Origin of the sequence: Streptomyces sp. NPDC056480 (assembly GCF_042795405.1) — a bacterium.
In the GTDB taxonomy this organism is placed as follows: domain Bacteria; phylum Actinomycetota; class Actinomycetes; order Streptomycetales; family Streptomycetaceae; genus Streptomyces.
Genome location: NZ_JBHTSA010000157.1, coordinates 1 through 16,580, shown reverse-complemented (window position 1 = coordinate 16,580; position 16,580 = coordinate 1). Strand labels below are relative to the sequence as shown.

The following is a 16,580-nucleotide window of genomic DNA, read 5'->3' as shown; positions in this document are numbered from 1 at the left end:
CCACCGGGACAGACCAGCGGGGCCTGAAGCCCCACCCCGGACAACCGTCCGCCGCTGAGCCGGAGCCAGGCCGCCCCATTCAACAACCGCGCACCCCCAACCGGCCGACGGAAGCCCACCCACCTCGGCCGCAAACCAAGCCCCCACCCACCGACCGGCACACGCACGCGACGCCCGGCCGATGCCCGAAGCCCGGCGTGGACCCCGCCCCCCGGACCGCCCTCCGAGAGTGTCTTCGCTCCTGGAGGTGGTGGGTCAAGGGTGGCCGAAGGCCATCCCGCAGCGACGCGACGAAGGAGCGCCCTTGACGCACCACCGGAAGGAGCGACTCTCGGAAAGAGGGCGGTCCCACCAGAAGCCCACGAATCCGGCCCACCTGATGGGCCCACCTCAGCGTTCGGAGACGTCCCGCCAGTAGTCCGCGAGCATCTCGCCCGGCCACGTCGGCTGAGTCACCGGCCCGCGAGGAAGCATCTCCTGGAACACGGCGACAAGGTCGACGATCTGAGTGCCGTCGTCGGCATCGAGGTCCACGACGTGCAGGTCGTGCCCGTCGGCCTTGAGCAGTCTCGGAAAGGAAGTGGCCAGCCGCGCCGGACGACGATGATTGTGGTGAACGAAGGTGCCGGTCGCCGGCCAGGCGGGATTGTCGCGGGGGCTGCGCGCGTGAAGCGCGACATCGTCCGGGGACCCGAAGTTGAAGAACCACGTGACCTGGAGGTGCGAGAACTCCTCGATGCCCTGCAGGGTCTCCACGGGGAACTCCGGCCGCAGGCGGATGATCGATTCCACGCCGCCCTTGAAGTCGTCGAGTCGTCCGGCATGGCCCCCGACCACGTCGGCGATGACCGGCACCTCGATGAACTGCGCAGGCACGATTCTCCCCTTCTCCCTTATAAACAAGCCCACTTGTTGGTGCAGCGGCTTGGGCACCGTCAGGCTACTCAGCAGCTGCCTTGAGGAGCGCGCCGGCATCGTCTGCCAGGCCGAATTCGTACAGCTCAAGCGCGATGAGGATGACGTCCCTCTCAGGACGGGTACGGCCATGGATGCCAATAGCCGTGTCGGCGAGCTGACCTTCCTTCTGGCGGAGCAGCGCGATCGATGCCGCACTTTCCAGTGGGGTCAACGACGCTGACACGTCGTGGAGCCACGTGACTGCGTGGCTCGTCTGGCCACTTCCGTGGAGGTCGGCGGCGGTGGAGGCCAGCTGCCGTGCGGCAGCTATGTCGCGAGCGCTCCGCTGCCGGTCCCCTGAAGTCTGGGGGACCGGCAGCGGAGTCACCTCCTCGACTGTGCGGTCAGCAAAGGGTGTTCGGGATGCTCCCGACTTCTGGGAAGCGATCAGCCGGCTGTTCTCGCTCCGGAGCCGCTCGTTCTCCTCTCGTAGAGGGGAGCAGGCCCGGCAGAGTGTTGGCTCGGCGGCGGCGTGGATCCGGCGTACTTGAGCCAGGGCATGCCCCACTGCCTGGGCCCCTGCTCTCTCAACAGCCAGGGCGTGGAGCTGCTCAACGAAGCCAAGCGGTGGCTTTCGGCCGCCGCTGCGATAGCGGGAGATCTCGCTCGGACTCTTCCGCCAGTTCCTCGAAGCCAGCAGCTCTGCGGCTTGAGTGAGGGAGGCCACGGCCAAGTTCTGGTAGAGCGATGTGATGAGACTGGCAAGGGCCTCGCGGCCAGGTGGTAAGTCCGCCCTCTTCTTGCTTCCCGAGCCCATCGACGTCATCACCGATCCCTGTAAGGAGTAGTCAATCCATTCTGCAGTAAGCGCCTTTGCCTGTGTTGCGCGCAATGTGGGTTCGGGGTAGACGCCTGCTGTGTCATCGATGCTCAATGGGTGAGCCAGCCGGAAGCTCCGGGGGGGTTGCTGTGCATCGCGGCGTTCGTGTGCCCGTGGCGCATGGCTCCGCATGGTGCTCGTAGAGCGGAGGTCGTCGTGACAATGCCGTCGTGGCTCGACAGGAAGTACGGAAGCAAGGTGCGGGCCGGGCTTTGGCTGGCATCTGTGGTCAAGGAGGGAAACGTCTTCACGAAGGGGCAACTGCGCGCCGCATTTCCCGAGGTGGCCCAGATCGACCGTCGTGTGCGGGACCTGCGTGACCACGGCTGGCAGATCGACACCCGCCGCGAGGATGAGTCGCTCAATCTTGACGAGCAGCGGTTCGTCAAGAAGGGGGCGGAGGTATGGCTGCCGGGGCAGTCCAAGTCTCCGAAGGAGAAAGCTGGGCTGACTGCGGCTCAGCGGACGAAGGTGCTACTGGCTGACAGCTTCCTCTGTCGGTCCTGTGGAATCGGCGCGGGCGAGTCGTTCGGCGACGCAGCCGGCCAGGATGCGCAGCTGGATGTGGCCCGCCGGCAGGTGCTGATGCCGGATGGGCGAACTGAGACGCAGCTTGTCACGGAGTGCAACAGGTGTCGCGTTGGAGGACGTGATCGGCAGGTGGATGTCGGGAGCATCGTCCGAACCCTGGGCCGTCTCTCCGTGCTGGAGCGTGCGGTGTTCGCGGACTGGCTGGAGGCTGGGCTGAGGAATCCGGGCCCGATGGAACGGCTTTGGGGTGAGTACCGGACCCTGCCGGAGGACGCACGGAACGCGGTACGGGACGCCTTGCGCGGCATGGATAAGTAGCAGACGAAGGGACGCAGAGCAGATGACACAGGTATTTCCGCCGCCGCCGCGTGCTGGTGAGTTCAGCGAGCTGGTCAGGAAGCGGCTTGACGACGTGAGGAACTCCGGTGGAACCCGGGAGACGGTGACGGTCGACTGGAACGGCCAGCCACTGCACTGCGAGGTGATCGACTACCCGATCGACGCCGTCTACTACAACCCGGGCACGCACCGGATCAGGGCGCAGCGAAGCCATACGCCGGCTAAGGACGCGGCTCTGAGCAGGGATCCGTGGGGTGGAGAGAGCCAGGAGTACCTGCAATTCCTCCTCAAGGCTGACCCGGCCAACCCGGACCGGCGGGATGTGGACTTCGACAAGCTGAGGGACAGCCTTCAGCAGTTTGGCCAGAATGACCCCGGCCTGATCACCCATCACGGAATCCTGGTCAACGGCAACACCCGTACAGCGGCGCTTCGTGAGCTGGGACAGCAGACGATGCGGGTGGGTGTGCTACCTGAGTCTTTTACCTGGGCGGACATCAACTCGGTGGAGCTGTCTCTTCAGCTTCGTCGTGATCACCGGCGCGACTACTCGTATATCAACCGGCTCCTGGCCATGGAGGAGCAGGCTTCTCTGGGGCGGACGCCTGACGCCATTGCTAAGGATTTCCGCATCCGGGTGTCCACCTACCAGCAGGAGAGGTGGATTCTCAGCACGATCAGGGAGCAGATCGACCGGAGCCAGAGCGGCGGCGGCGCAGGACTGAGGCTGGTCGACTTTGAAGACCATCAGGAGAAGCTCAAGGAGCTGCACCGGGCTTACGAGAAGCTTGCCGCGGTTGAGCCTGATCGGGCTGATGTCCTGAAGGAACTCCGGATGGCCGCCATCATTCTGGGGTTCGCGAAGACGGATGTACGGCATATCGACGAGGGCTTCCGCGACCGGTACCTGTCGCGCACGATCCCGGGCGGTTTGAGTGAGCCGGCGGTCGAACGAGCGGCGGTGACTGTGCCAGGTCTGAGCGGTGTGACGCTTCCCGGTCCCTCTTCCGCGGTTTCCTCTGCTCGCGCCATCAATGACAAGGTGCTCCGGGCCAAGGCAATGGCCAGCGCGACCGGTTCCACGCTCCCGGAGCAGGACAGGCGGGAGGCGCAGGATGTCTTCGAGGGGGTAAAGGACGCCTTTGACAAGGCCATTGACGCGGCTGGCCGTGACGCCCGGCTCAAGAAGCGCAAGCAAATGGCGCCGGCCCGGCTCGCAGACGCCTGCGCCGACATCGACCTGAGTGTCATCGAGCTTGTCCAGGCGCGCGCTTCGCGCAGCCTTGACGAGGAGGCATTCGACGAGGCGGTGCTGAAGCTGCGGGAAAGCCTGCGGAAGCTCGCGCAGCAGGCGGGGCGTGGTGCGGCGACTCCTGGTGACGGTGTGGCCTGGCTGCTTGAAGCCGTGGCTCTGGAGGCGTCTTGATGTCGCAGGACGCTGTCACGGTCTCACTCCGCCTTGACTTCGACGAGACGCGGACCAAGGTCGTTCTCAGGACGACTGATGAGTACCGGAACGATCTCGTCCAGCTGGCCGCCCGCTTCCGCTCGGGAGGCCAGCTCGGCCCGCTCGCTGCTGTCGTGGAACTCAATGACCTGCTCGGGGGGCTGAACGCGCTCTCCTCCTGGCCTCATCCGGCAGGCGTTGAATGGGCCGCGGAGCTGCAGGAGTTGGTTGTCGGGGTCCTCCAGGATGCTCGGGCGGCTCAGCAGCGCTTGGATTCCCCGGAAAGTCCGGAGGAGGTCGTACCCGACGACATTCCTTTTCTCCTGGGTGATGAATGGAAGGCTGATCTCAGCGACTTTCAACAGCGAGATATCGCGAAGCTGATCTCGCTGCGGCACGGCGCCAATTTCAGTGTTCCTGGGGCAGGTAAAACCCGTGTTGGGCTTGCTGTCTATGCTACACAGAAGGCGAAGGGTGAAGCTCGCAGGCTGCTCATCGTCTGCCCGAAGTCTGCGTATGAGTCATGGCAGTACGAAAGTGCCGTCTGCTTCCGGCACCCGCTGCGTACAGACATTCTGGATAAGTCTTACGACCAGTGGGCGGAGGTGCTGATTGTCAATTATGAACGATTGGACCGTTCGCTGGCCATGCTGGCGTCCTGGCTGAGGGCAGCTCCGTCGATGATCATTCTTGATGAGGCGCACCGGATGAAGCTCGGTGCCCGGGGGACATATGGCGCCGCTTGTATGGCACTAGGGCCCCTCGCCCGTCGCAGGCTGATCCTCACGGGCACGCCGGCGCCCAACGGGGCTAAGGATCTTGAGAATCTCCTCGGCTTCGTCTGGCCTGGGCACGGACAGCGCACTGTTACACAAGCAGTTGCCGGCGGTGATCTCGCCTACGCCAGCTCAGTGCTACGGCCGCTGTTTACCCGCACGACCAAGCAAGAGCTCGGGCTTCCTCCGATGTCTCTCCAGATGCGCTACGTCGACATGCCGCAGTTGCATGAGGAGATCTACACGTCGCTGGTCGGCGGTGAGGGCAGTGCGGCGGCACGGGACGACCTCAGCGCGCTGGGCAGAACTGCCCTGCGTTTGCTGATGGCTGCCGTATGCCCCGCTCTCCTGGTGGAAGGGGCAAACCGGTATGACCCGCTGGCGTACCAGCTGCCTCCGCTGGAAGTGCCGCAGGGTAGCTCGCTGTATTCATTGATGCAGAACCTGCCAGACCATGAGATGTCTCCGAAGTATCAGGAAGCCGCCTTCATCGTTGCCGAGAACGCGGAGAGGGGGCGTAAGACGCTTGTCTGGACGACATTCGTCAGAAGTCTTGCGACGCTTGAAAAGCTGCTTGCGAAGTTCGGGCCAGCAGTGGTGTATGGCGGAACATCCGACCGGGAGGAGCAGCTGCGTCGGTTCCGTGAGGATCCGGACTGCATGGTGCTGATCTCCAATCCCGCCACTTTGGGTGAAGGAATCAGTCTGCATCAGGTATGCCATGACGCCGTTTATGTGGATCGGGACTTCATGGCCGGACGGTTCTTGCAGAGCATGGATCGCATCCATCGTCTTGGGCTGGCTCCTGACACGGACACAAACGCCACGGTCCTGGTGGCCCGCAACACCATTGACGAGGTGGTCATGACCCGGCTGGAGCAGAAGCTGGACTTCATGGGGAAGATCCTCGATGACCCGTCCGTTCAGCAGCTCGCCGACCTGGAGGAGGAGCCGGCGGTCGCGGCGGGCCTCGCTCCGAGTGACATGGAAGCGCTGCTGAGCCACATGGGGGTGCGTCCGACGCGCTGAGTGCCCGCTGTGGGGGAGGGGAATCCGTCGGTAGCAGCACTTGCCGCCACTTGCCGGGGCAAGTGGCGGCAAGTAGCCTGTCGCTCGAACGAGTGCAACTCGAACGTTTGGGCGATTATCGGGGGAGTCGATGGCGGCGGAGATGAGCTGGCGCGATGAATCGCTGGGTGCTCGCGTGCGTGTGGCTCTGTGGCTGCGCGACGAGGTGGGTGAAGGCGGGGTCTTCTCGAAGGCATCGATCCGCGAGGCTGTCCAAGGCACCGAGCAGGTAGACCGGCGTATGCGTGATCTGCGCCCTGCTGACTGGGTGATCCTCACTTACCGTGACAAGCCCAGCCTGCAGCCGGATCAGCTGTACCTGGAGAAGATCGGCTTGCCTGTCTGGGAGCCGGAGCATCGGGCGGCGGGGTTGCGTCAGATTAGTGCGAGGACCAGGCGATACGTGTACGAAAGGGATGGCCATATGTGCCGCCGCTGCGGAGTGGCAGCAGCGGAGCAGTACGCGGACGAGCCTGGTACCCATGCACGGCTCACGCTTGGGCATGTGAATCCGCACAAGTCCGGCAGTGGCGCGAATGCCGAAGACCTGATCACCGAATGTGCCCGGTGCAACGAGACCGTGAAGCATCTCACCGGTGTACAGATGACCAAGGAACAGGTCTGGGACCGGATGAAGGAGCTGCCGGTGCATGGCAAGCGCAACCTGCTGGCCTGGATGAAGGACGACTTCCGGTCCCTAAGCCCGGTGGAGAAGGCCTGGGGCATGTACCGGCAGCTCCCTGCCTCGGTGCGGGAAGAGCTGGAAGGTGACCTGGAAGCGCTCGTGGAGAGCTGATCGCCAGGAGTAGTCGGTGGGCTTGCTCGTGATACCTGTCGGTGCGGGATGCGACACTTGCCTGTCTGTAGACACCGCATTTGGAGGGGCCCATGGGTACCACCGACCGCAAGCTGACCTCGATCGAGATCTGTGCGGGTGCCGGTGGCCAAGCTGTGGGGCTTCACCAGGCTGGCTTCCGGCACCTCGCGCTCGTGGAGATCGATAAGCATGCCGCTGAGACACTGCGGCACAACATCGAGCACCAGCCGGACTGGCGCTGGGAGAAGGAGCACTGCCTGATCCGCGAGGTGGACGTCAAGGACTTCCGCCCGCTGGAAGAGGTGCCGGCTCCACTGGGAGACGGAAAGAGCAAGGTCAGCCCGGGGAGCGAGACAGGCCTGCTGAAGCCACGCGAGCTCGATCTCCTTGCCGGGGGCGTTCCCTGCCCCCCGTTCTCCGCCGCGGGAAAGCAGCTCGGTCCTGAGGACGAGCGGGATCTTTTTCCGACCATGCTCGATCTCGTTGAGCAGCTCCAACCGCGCGCAGTCATGATTGAGAACGTGCGAGGCTTGATCGAGCCTGAGCGGAAGTTCCGTTATTACCGCAATCACATCAAGAACCGGCTCCGCAAGGCTGGGTACGTGATTTGCGGCTGGCGGGTCTTGGAGGCTCAGCACTTCGGTGTCCCGCAGCTCCGCCCTCGCGCCATCCTGGTTGCAATCCGCGAGGATGAGTACCGGGGCTTCACCTGGCCGGTGCCGCAGCGGAAGATCGTGACGGTCGCGGAGAAGCTGGGGCCGTCGATGGCGCGGAGGCTTGGTGGCGATGACTCTCCTCGCTATCAGAAGTGGCTGGGCGACGCCATCAAGGGAACTGTCGCGCCTACGCTTGTGGGTGGCTCCAAGAAGCATGGTGGAGCGGACCTCGGCCCTACGAGAGCGAAGAAGGCATGGGCTGCCCTCGGTGTAGACGGCATGGGCGTGGCTAACGACGAGGACAAGATGGTCGACCCCGATCGCGACCTCGGCACCCTGGAGCGCGGTCCCAAGCTCACGGTTGCCCAGGCAGCGCTGATTCAGGGCTTCCCGGAATCATGGGAATTCAAGGGAGGCGGGAAGACTGCGCGTTACCGGCAGGTCGGTAATGCTTTCCCGGCGCCCGTCGCTGCAGCGGTTGGAGAGAGCATCAGGGAAGCGCTCTCTCGCACCGGCTCTTTGCACGCCGATCCCAGTCCGGAATTTGACCCGGAGGACGATCCGTCACTCGTTGCGCCTGAGCTTCCCCTCTGACAGCTCTTCCCGGCGGTCGAGGACCACACGGAAAACCTCGCTCGCGCATTCCTCGGGTGGCTGATGCTCCCAGAAGCGCAGAACTGTCCAGCCGGCGTCGGTGAGACGCTGATCGGTGTCTCGGTCGCGGGCCATGTTGCCCGCGACCTTCCCCGACCAGTAGCCAGGGTTCGTCTTTGGCGGGACGTAGTGCTCGGGGCAGCCGTGCCAGTAACACCCATCGACGAAGACAGCCACTTTGGTGGGGCCGAAGACGATGTCAGCGGTGCGGCGCAGACCAGGAAGAGGCTTGGCCGCCACGCGGTAGCGGAGCCCCTGCGCGTGCAGCAGACGGCGCAAGAGCCACTCGGGCTTGGTGTCCCGGCTTCGGATTGCCTGCATGTTGCGGCGTCTCGCAGCAGAGGACGCCCAGGAGCCCTCTGGGGGCACCCAGCGGTCCGGGTTACTCAACCGTCGCCTCCTCTCGTGAGTGCGCGCTACGCCTGAGCGCCTCCGTGGCACTCCCCGTACGCGTTCCCCGACCCGCACCAGCACCCCTCGCCCCCCGCCGGCGGCCAAGCCGTCGCCCTGCCTCGGGCCGCCAGCGTCGTCGCGTACTGGGGCAGCAGGTCCGCGTTCGACGGGTGGGTGGATTCTGAGGCTGCGAAGGCTTCGTACGAGGGGACCGTGGCTCGGACGATGCCCAGGTTCGGGGTGCCCGCCTGGGCGAGTTCTCTGAGGGAGGCCTCGATGTCCGTCAGGTGGGCTCTGTACGTGGGGTACTCCGCCTCCAGTTCCGGGTACGCCGCGAGCAGCTCGTCCAGTTCCGGTTCCGGCCAGTGCAGGACCGCCACCGGGAACGGGCGGGAGAGGGCCGTGCGGTAGGTGCCCAGTTCCGAGCGGAGGCGGGTGATCTCCGCCTGGAGTTCCGCGGGGTCCGAGGAGCCGAGGGACCACAGGCGCTTCGGGTCGTGCAGTTCGTCCAGCGGGACGTCCGCCGTGTGCAGGCGGTCCGCCTGGGCGTCCCAGTCGTCGTGCTCCAGTGCCAGCATCCGGCGGATGCGGTGGCGGGTGATCAGGAGCGACTGCGTCGCGTGGGGGAGTTCCGCGGACGTGACCAGCAGCGCCGCCGCTTCCGTCAGCGTCTGCTCCGCCGCCTCCAGTTCGTCGTGCGCCTCCAGCGTCTCCGCCGCGATCTCCCACGGTGCCGCGTCCGTCGGCCGTGCGCTCCGGACCCCTTCGATGATCGCGCGGGCCTCCGCCTCGTGGCCGTACTCCCACAGGTTGGCCGCCTTCAGCGACCTGATGAGGAGGGGGTTCGCGGGGGAGGAGGAGAGCAGCGTGTCGTACAGGGCCGTCGCTGCCTGGCGGTCGCCCGCCAGTTCCAGGTGTGCCGCGGCCTGGAGGTGCAGCGGTTCCCGGTCTCCCGGGTACTGCGCTGCCGTGCGCAGCAGGCGCTCGGCTTCGGTGGCGTGGGCGGCAGGCGTGTCGGGGCGCATGCTCTCCACCGTACTGCTGTACGGCCCTGGAGAGTTGGCGCCTCAGCGCTTATCGTGCCCCGCGTGCGGGCCAGGGTGGGGCAGCGGGTGCCGGTCGTCGTCCAGTCGCGAGGGCGGCGCCGTACCGGTGCGCGCGTGCTGTGGGTGTGCGCCGAGACCGTCGTCACCTGTGGTGTTGTCGTTCTGCTTCTCGTGGTGCATCAGCTCTGGTGGACGAACCAGCGGGCCCGCGCCGAGGCCCTTCAGCAGGTGCGTGTTCTCGAGAGGGAGTGGGACATCTCTCCCCCCGGTCCCGAGTCCGGTCCTGAGCCCGCCCCCGGTCCCGAGCCCGCCGCCACCACCGGTGCCGGTGGTTCCTCGCCCCCTGTCGCTCCCTCCGGTGACACCGTCGTCCCCTCCGGCGGTCCCGTCCCGGGCGGTGCCGGCACGGCCGCCTCCGCCCCCTCCGCCGCCTTCGCCGTCCTCCGTATCCCCCGGCTCGGCCTCACCGTCCCCGTCGCCCACGGCGTCTCCAAGCGGTCCGTCCTCGACAAGGGGTATGTCGGGCACTACCCGGGGACCGCGGCCCCCGGTCGTACCGGGAACTTCGCTCTCGCCGGGCATCGCAACACCCACGGCGAGCCCTTCCGGTACATCAACCGGCTCGCCGAGGGCGATGTCATCTCCGTGCGGACCCGGGGCGCCACGTACACCTATCGCGTCGATCGGATCCTGCCCCGCACCGCGCCCCGAGACGTCGGGGTCGTCCGGGCCGTGCCCCGGTCGATCGTCAAGCCCTCGTACGGGTACGACGCTCCCGGTGCCTATCTCACCCTCACCACCTGCACCCCCGAGTTCAGCAGCGCCTATCGGCTCGTCGTCTGGGCGAAGCTGGTCCCCTAGTTAGGGTCGACCGGGTGATCAGACGTCGGCCCCATCTGCTGTGGCTCCTTGTTCCGTACCTCCTGTTCGTCGTCGCGCTGCCGTTCGTGAACCGGGTGCCGTTGTTCGTTCTCTGGCTGTTCGGGGCGACCCTCGTCACCCCGGTGGCCGTCGCCCTCGCCCGGCGGGGGGACCGGTCGTGAGTTCCGCGGCGGTGGCCGTGTCCGTCTTCGGTGTGTTCATGGTGCTGACCGTCGTGCTCGGGCTGCTCGCCGTGCGCCGGCATCAGACCGGTGGGCTCGACGCCTGGTCCGTCGGCGGGCGTTCGCTCGGGCCGGTGTTCATCTGGGTGCTCATGGCGGGGGAGGGGTACACCAGCTTCAGCTACCTCGGCGCCGCCGGCTGGGGCTACGACTACGGCGCCCCCGTGCTCTACGTCGTCGCCTACATGTCCTGTGGTTACGCCGTGGGTTACGTCGTCGGGCCCATGCTCTGGGGGTACGCCCGCAAGCACGGCCTCGTCGCCCTCAGCGACATGGCCGCCCACCGGTACCGCCGGCCGTGGCTCGGTGCGGCCGTCGCCGTGCTCGCGACCGTGTTCCTGCTGCCGTACATCCAGCTCCAGATCACCGGCATGGGCGTGGTCGTCTCCACGATCTCGTACGGGACCATCGGTCTCGACCTCGCCTATTTCCTCGCCTTCGCCGTCACCACCGGGTTCGTGGTGGTGAGCGGGCTGCGGGGGAGCGCCTGGGTGTCCGTGCTCAAGGACGCCCTCGTCGTGCTCACCCTGGGGTTCCTGTTCGTGTACGTGCCCCTGCACTACTTCGGGGGGTTCGGGGAGTTCTTCGGGCGGCTCGTCGACGAGAAGAGCGAGTGGCTGAAGCTTCCCGGGCACGGCGGCGAGGAGAGCGGATACGGGGTCGGCTGGTTCGCCTCCACCACCGTGCTCAACTCCCTCACCGTCGTCATCTTCCCGACCACCGTCGCCGGCTACCTCGGCGCCCGCGACGCCGACACGCTGCGCCGCAACGCCGTCTGGCTGCCCGCGTACAACGTCCTGCTCTTCGTCCCCATGCTCCTCGGCACCGCGGCCCTCTTCGTCGTCCCCGGGCTCGTCGGCGCGGAGTCGAACCTCGCGCTGTTCAAGCTGGTCACCGATGCGCTGCCCGCGTGGGCCGTCGGGATCGTCGGCGTCGCGGCCGCGCTCTCCTCGATCGTGCCGATGGCCGTGTTCATGCTGGTCATCGGCACCATGTGGGGGCGGAGCGTGCTGAGTCCGGTGCCCCGGCTGCGGGCCCGTGAGAAGGGGCTGTCCCAGTGCGTCGTGGTCGTCGCCGGGGCGCTCGCGCTCCTCATGACGTACACCGCGCCGAACACCCTCGTGCGGCTCTCCCTCATCTCGTACGAGGGGATGGCCCAGCTCCTGCCCCTCTTGCTGCTGGGGCTCGTGTGGCGGCGGATGACGGTGGTGGGTGGGGTGTGCGGGCTCGTGGTCGGGGTGGTGATCGTCTGCGTGCTCGTGTTCTCCGGGAACGATCCGCTGTGGGGCGTCAACGCCGGGCTGCTCGCCCTCGTCGTCAACCTGCTCGTGAGCGTGGCCGTCAGTCTGTACGGGCCGCCCGAGCGCGGTGACCGGCGCGCCGACGCGGACGTGCTCGCCCGCGAGGAGTTCACCGACGCTGCCGTCGTCCGAGCGCCAGCGTGACTCCCGCGCCCGTCAGGGCCAGTGCCGCCGCCACCAGGACCGCCGTGTCCGGGCCCGCCGTCGCCAGCGCCAGCATCAGGGCCACGCCCGCCGAGGAGCCGATGTAGCGGGCGGTGTTGTTGGCGCCCGAGCCCATCGCCGCGCGCTCCGGCGGTACGGAGTCGACCGCGAGGCGCGGCAGGGCGGCGTTCAGGAGGCCGCTGCCCGCGCCCGCCACCAGGAGGCCGGGGAGGAGGCGGGGCCAGGAGCCGGCCGGGCCCGCAAGGCCGCCGAGCAGGGCCAGGACCCCGGCCGCCGACAGGACGAAGCCCAGGGCCAGCTGGTACGGGGCGGAGAGCCGGCCCGCGAGCCGCCGGGTCTGCAGGGCCACGACGAACGCCGTGCCCGACCAGAGCACGAACAGCCACGCCGCGCCCAGCGGGGACATCCCGGCCCCCGCCCCGCTCCCGGGACCGCCGCCCTGGAGCAGCGCCGGCACCACGCTGAACAGGCCGATCACCGCCAGGCCCGTGAACAGCGCCCCCAGCGTCGACGCCAGGAACGCCGGCCGCCGCAGCAGCGCCAGATCCACCATGGGCGTACGGCTCCGCCGCTCGACCCGCACGAACAGCGCCGTCAGGGCGACGGAGGCGAGCAGCAGGAGGCCCACCTGGGGGCGCAGCCAGCCGTCCCGGCCGAGGGTGAGCGCGGTGAGCAGGGCCGCCAGGGCGAGGCCGAGGGCGGTCGCGCCCGCGATGTCGGGGCGGGGGCGCGGAGCGCCGGTCTCCTCGGCCGCGCCGGAGGTCGGCAGCAGGCGCGCCCCGGCGCCCGCGATCACCAGGGCCGCCGCGCCCAGGACCTCGTACGCGAGCCGCCAGTCCACCAGGCTCAGCGCGCCGGCGAGGAGCGGGCCCAGGGCGATGCCGGCGCTGACGGACGCGCCCCAGATGCCGGTCGCCCTGATCCGGTCCCGGCCGGCCGGGTACGCCTGGGCCAGCAGGCCGAGGCTGCCCGCGAGGACCGCCGCGCTCGCCGCGCCCTGGGCGATCCGGGCCGCGGTGAAGGTGGCGGTGGAGCCCGCGAAGGCGCCGAGGGCGGTGGTGAGGCCGAGGGCGAGGGTGCCGAGGAGGAAGACCCGGCGGCGGCCGTGCGCGTCGGCGAGGCTGCCGGCCACCAGGAGGAGGACGGCGAGGCCGAGCGGGGTGCCGTTGAGCAGCCAGGCCCGGGCGGAGGCCGGGGTGCCGAACGTGGCGGCCATGTCGGGGAGGGTGAGCATCGGCGCCGTGTAGTTCATCAGCGCGACGGCGGTGGCCGCGGCGGTGACGGCGAGCGTGGCCCCCGGGCGGGGGCGGGGGCGAGCGAGGGCGTCCCGGGACGGGGCGGTGGTGTGGGCGGTGGATGCGGGCTGGGGCATGGCGGGGACCTTTCCACCCGTCGGTTCGGTGAACGAACTCTGTGCGAGACGGTCAAGGTACCAGGAAGGTTCATTCATTGAACCTCGATTGGGTACGATGAATTCCATGGCTCTCGGCAAGGACTACGCCCACCAGCAGTGCTCCATCGCCCGCGCCCTCGAAGTCGTCGGGGAGCGCTGGACCCTGCTCGTCGTGCGCGACGCCTTCTACGGCGTCCGCCGCTACAACGACTTCCTCGTGCACCTCGGCGCGCCCCGCGCCGTCCTCGCCGCCCGCCTCCAGGCCCTCGTCGAGGCCGGCGTCCTCGACCGGCGGCGCTACCAGGAGTCGCCCCCGCGCGACGAGTACGTGCTCACCGACCGCGGTCTCGCCCTCTGGCCCGTCCTGCGCTCGCTCGGCGCCTGGGGGCGGGCCGAGGTTCCCGGGGCCCTGGCGGTGCGCCACTTCCACCACGCCGACTGCGGCACCGAACTCGGCCCGTACGGCGAGTGCCCGGCCTGCCGCGTCCCCGTACCGCCCGCCGACGTCGAGATGCGGCCCGGTGCGGGGCTCGACCGGGACCCCGCGGACCCGGTCAGCCGCGCTCTGCTCGCGCCCCGCCGGCTCCTCGTCGCCCTGGATCACGCGAATCTCTGAAACACGGCCCGGGCGCGGGAACTCCTGGGCCGCTCCGTACGTCCTCTCGGTGAGAAACGGCGGGACGTGACGTGACACGAGGTGACACGACGTGACACGGGAGAGAGGAGGTGGCGGAATGACGACCAGGAGCCTTGTCCTGCGCGTCCTCGCGCCGCTGTTCTTCCTCCTCGCCCTCGCCGATCTGCTGCTCTCCGACGGCGGCGGCCTCTCCGCCGCTGTCGCGCTCGCCGCGACCACCGTCGTCTGCGCGCTGTTCGGAGCCCGTACGGCCCCGGCCGTGCCGCCCACCGCCGTGCGCACCGCCATCCGCGACCGCGAGCGGCGCACCGCCTTCCTGCCCCAGCGCGATCCCGACGCCGCGGGGCGTCGCAGACCCCGCGCTCCCGGCCGTCCCCTTCCGACGGCCGCGTAGGAGCAACCCCACACCGGACCTGCCTCACGCGGATCCGTCATGCCGAGACCCGACATCTCCCCGGCACGACGAGACCCCACGGAGGGCTCCCCCATGTCCGACATCCTTTCCGCCTTCGGCTCCCTGGTGGAGCGGCTCGCCGCCCTGCTCGAACCGCTCTTCGCCACCACCGCCACGGCCGCCGCGATCGTCCTCTTCACGATGCTCGTCCGGCTCGCGGTCCACCCGCTGTCCCGGGCCTCCGCCCGCGGGCAGAAGGCGCGCACCCGGATCGCGCCGGAGCTCGCCGCGCTCCGCAAGAAGCACGCCAAGAACCCCGAGCGGCTGCGGAAGGCGGTGACGGAGCTGCACGCGCGGGAGAAGGTCTCGCCGTTCGCCGGGATCCTGCCCAGCCTGCTCCAGGCGCCCGCGTTCCTGCTGATGTACCACCTGTTCGCCGGCGACCGGATGGCCGGACACACCCTGCTCGCCGCCCCGCTCGGCGACCACTGGGCCGACGCCCTCGCCCACGGCGGCCCCTTCGGCCCGGCCGGCCGCGTCTACCTGGTCCTCTTCGCGCTGGTCGCCGCGGTGGCCACGTACACGTACCGGCGTACGAAGGCGCAGCTCGCCGCCCAGCCCCTGGACCTGGGCCAGCCCACGCCGGGCGCGGGCGCCATCTCCAAGGTGATGCCGCTGCTCTCCTTCGCCACCTTGATCACGGTCGCCGTCGTCCCCCTCGCCGCCGCGCTCTACGTCGTCACCAGCACCACCTGGACCGCCGTCGAGCGCACCCTTCTCTTCCGGGAGCGCCCCGACCGGGGCGACAAGGAGGACGAGGCGAAGGGCGGGGCGAAGGGCGAGGTGAAGGGCGGGGCGAAGCAGGAGCGGCCGGACGAGGCGAAGCAGGCGCGGCCGGGCGGGGCGAAGCAGGCGCGGGCGGGCGGGGCGAAGACGGTACCGGCGGGCGGCGGGGCGAAGCCGGCGCGGGCGGGCGGGGCGAAGGGGCGTAAAGCGGGCGCGAAGAAGGGACGCGCGCCGCTTGCTACTCGCGCGTAAGGGTCCAGTGGCTGAACGGGGTCTTGCCGAGTGACCCATTGTCTTGGAGGATCGACCAATCCTCCGATGGCCGCACTCCATCGGCCGGGGTACCTCAGGGCCCTTTCCCGGGCCCGCCTCGACCACAGGGAGAAGTCCATGAAGCTGCTGCGTGTCGGCCCGCCCGGAGCCGAGCGTCCCGCCCTGCTCGACCAGGACGGGACGCTTCGCGACCTGTCCGCGCTGGTCGACGACATCGACGGCAGTCTGCTCGCCGACGCCTCCGCCCTCGACCGGGTGCGGGCCGCCGCCGGTGCCGGAGTGCTGCCCGCGCTCGACGCCACCGGGCTGCGTGTCGGCCCGCCCGTCGGCCGGATCGGCAAGGTCGTGTGCATCGGGCTGAACTACCACGGCCACGCCGCCGAGACCGGCCAGGCCACCCCCGCCGAGCCCGTCGTCTTCCTCAAAGCCGCCGACACCGTCGTCGGCCCGGACGACACCGTGCTCGTACCGCGCGGCTCGGTGAAGACCGACTGGGAGGTGGAGCTCGCGATCGTCATCGGCCGCACCGCCCGCTACCTGGAGACCGACGAGGAGGCCCTCGCCCACGTCGCCGGGTACGCCGTCGCCCACGACGTCTCCGAGCGCGAGTTCCAGATCGAGCGCGGCGGCACGTGGGACAAGGGCAAGAACTGCGAGACGTTCAACCCGCTCGGCCCCTGGCTGGTCACCGCCGACGAGGTGCCGGACCCGCAGGCGCTCGGCCTGCGCCTCTGGGTCAACGGCGAGCTCAAGCAGGACGGCCACACCTCGGACCAGATCTTCCCCGTCGCCGAGGTCGTCCGGTACGTCAGCCGGTTCATGACGCTCTACCCGGGCGACATCATCAACACCGGCACCCCCGCCGGTGTCGCCATGGGGCAGCCGGAGCCCAAGCCGTACCTGCGTCCCGGTGACGTCGTCGAGCTGGAGGTCGACGGCCTGGGCCGGCAGCGGCAGGAGCTCAAGAGCGCCTGACCTCCGATTGCATCCTTCCTCCGGGAAAACGGCGACGCCCCGCGTGGGG

16 protein-coding genes and 1 pseudogene are annotated in these 16,580 nt (G+C 68.8%); 12 read left to right on the top strand and 5 right to left on the bottom strand.

What is annotated here, in order from left to right:
* Nucleotides 1-390 precede the first annotated feature (390 nt).
* The gene (locus ACFQ79_RS37045) at nucleotides 391-876 is read right to left on the bottom strand and encodes a TrmO family methyltransferase (RefSeq protein WP_383591804.1); all 486 of its coding nucleotides are present in this window, start codon (nucleotides 874-876) and stop codon (nucleotides 391-393) included.
* 64 nt (nucleotides 877-940) lie between these two features.
* Entirely contained in the window at nucleotides 941-1,831 is an 891-nt protein-coding gene (locus tag ACFQ79_RS37040; RefSeq protein ID WP_383591802.1) for a hypothetical protein, read from the bottom strand.
* 108 nt (nucleotides 1,832-1,939) lie between these two features.
* On the opposite strand from ACFQ79_RS37040, the gene ACFQ79_RS37035 reads away from it, so the two are divergent.
* The 5 genes from ACFQ79_RS37035 (at nucleotide 1,940) to ACFQ79_RS37015 (ending at nucleotide 8,005) form a co-directional block, all read left to right on the top strand.
* Entirely contained in the window at nucleotides 1,940-2,626 is a 687-nt protein-coding gene (locus ACFQ79_RS37035; RefSeq protein WP_383591813.1) for a hypothetical protein, read from the top strand.
* A gap of 22 nt (nucleotides 2,627-2,648) precedes the next feature.
* Nucleotides 2,649-4,073, top strand: coding sequence for a hypothetical protein (locus ACFQ79_RS37030; RefSeq protein ID WP_383591799.1), 1,425 nt, complete (start codon nucleotides 2,649-2,651; stop codon nucleotides 4,071-4,073).
* Nucleotides 4,073-5,899 (top strand): DEAD/DEAH box helicase, encoded by a 1,827-nt coding sequence (locus ACFQ79_RS37025; RefSeq protein ID WP_383591797.1) that lies wholly within the window; start codon nucleotides 4,073-4,075, stop codon nucleotides 5,897-5,899. Before ACFQ79_RS37030 ends, ACFQ79_RS37025 begins: the two co-directional genes overlap by 1 nt.
* 130 nt (nucleotides 5,900-6,029) lie before the next feature.
* Nucleotides 6,030-6,734, top strand: a complete 705-nt coding sequence (locus ACFQ79_RS37020; protein WP_383591794.1) for an HNH endonuclease — start codon at nucleotides 6,030-6,032, stop codon at nucleotides 6,732-6,734.
* A gap of 92 nt (nucleotides 6,735-6,826) precedes the next feature.
* Entirely contained in the window at nucleotides 6,827-8,005 is a 1,179-nt protein-coding gene (locus tag ACFQ79_RS37015) for a DNA cytosine methyltransferase (RefSeq protein WP_383591791.1), read from the top strand.
* Here the strand turns inward: ACFQ79_RS37015 and ACFQ79_RS37010 are convergent.
* Nucleotides 7,976-8,434, bottom strand: coding sequence for a very short patch repair endonuclease (locus ACFQ79_RS37010; protein WP_383591810.1), 459 nt, complete (start codon nucleotides 8,432-8,434; stop codon nucleotides 7,976-7,978). The two genes, ACFQ79_RS37015 and ACFQ79_RS37010, sit on opposite strands and share 30 nt — an antisense overlap.
* Before the next feature lie 47 nt (nucleotides 8,435-8,481).
* On the bottom strand, nucleotides 8,482-9,483 hold the full coding sequence (locus ACFQ79_RS37005; RefSeq protein WP_383591788.1) for a hypothetical protein: 1,002 nt from the start codon (nucleotides 9,481-9,483) through the stop codon (nucleotides 8,482-8,484).
* A 63-nt stretch (nucleotides 9,484-9,546) separates the two neighbouring features.
* Here ACFQ79_RS37005 and ACFQ79_RS37000 point away from each other — a divergent pair, with 63 nt between their 5' ends.
* The 3 genes from ACFQ79_RS37000 to ACFQ79_RS36990 are packed head-to-tail and all read left to right on the top strand — an operon-like array spanning nucleotide 9,547 to nucleotide 12,052.
* Nucleotides 9,547-10,365 (top strand): class E sortase, encoded by an 819-nt coding sequence (locus tag ACFQ79_RS37000; RefSeq protein ID WP_383591785.1) that lies wholly within the window; start codon nucleotides 9,547-9,549, stop codon nucleotides 10,363-10,365.
* A gap of 14 nt (nucleotides 10,366-10,379) precedes the next feature.
* Nucleotides 10,380-10,547, top strand: coding sequence for a hypothetical protein (locus tag ACFQ79_RS36995; RefSeq protein ID WP_383591783.1), 168 nt, complete (start codon nucleotides 10,380-10,382; stop codon nucleotides 10,545-10,547).
* Nucleotides 10,548-10,585: 38 nt separating this feature from the next.
* Nucleotides 10,586-12,052 (top strand): sodium:solute symporter, encoded by a 1,467-nt coding sequence (locus ACFQ79_RS36990; RefSeq protein ID WP_383591807.1) that lies wholly within the window; start codon nucleotides 10,586-10,588, stop codon nucleotides 12,050-12,052.
* On the opposite strand, the gene ACFQ79_RS36985 is transcribed toward ACFQ79_RS36990, so the two are convergent.
* On the bottom strand, nucleotides 12,018-13,445 hold the full coding sequence (locus ACFQ79_RS36985) for an MFS transporter (RefSeq protein WP_383591780.1): 1,428 nt from the start codon (nucleotides 13,443-13,445) through the stop codon (nucleotides 12,018-12,020). The two genes, ACFQ79_RS36990 and ACFQ79_RS36985, sit on opposite strands and share 35 nt — an antisense overlap.
* 97 nt (nucleotides 13,446-13,542) lie before the next feature.
* Between ACFQ79_RS36985 and ACFQ79_RS36980 the strand changes: the two genes are divergently transcribed.
* The 4 genes and pseudogenes from ACFQ79_RS36980 (at nucleotide 13,543) to ACFQ79_RS36965 (ending at nucleotide 16,531) form a co-directional block, all read left to right on the top strand.
* Nucleotides 13,543-14,082, top strand: coding sequence for a winged helix-turn-helix transcriptional regulator (locus tag ACFQ79_RS36980; RefSeq protein ID WP_383591777.1), 540 nt, complete (start codon nucleotides 13,543-13,545; stop codon nucleotides 14,080-14,082).
* Nucleotides 14,083-14,200: 118 nt separating this feature from the next.
* Nucleotides 14,201-14,497, top strand: a complete 297-nt coding sequence (locus ACFQ79_RS36975) for a DUF6412 domain-containing protein (protein WP_355958087.1) — start codon at nucleotides 14,201-14,203, stop codon at nucleotides 14,495-14,497.
* Between the two features lie 93 nt (nucleotides 14,498-14,590).
* A pseudogene (locus ACFQ79_RS36970) lies at nucleotides 14,591-15,301 on the top strand (YidC/Oxa1 family membrane protein insertase); the annotation flags it as partial.
* 372 nt (nucleotides 15,302-15,673) lie between these two features.
* The gene (locus ACFQ79_RS36965) at nucleotides 15,674-16,531 is read left to right on the top strand and encodes a fumarylacetoacetate hydrolase family protein (protein ID WP_030324860.1); all 858 of its coding nucleotides are present in this window, start codon (nucleotides 15,674-15,676) and stop codon (nucleotides 16,529-16,531) included.
* Nucleotides 16,532-16,580: the final 49 nt, after the last annotated feature.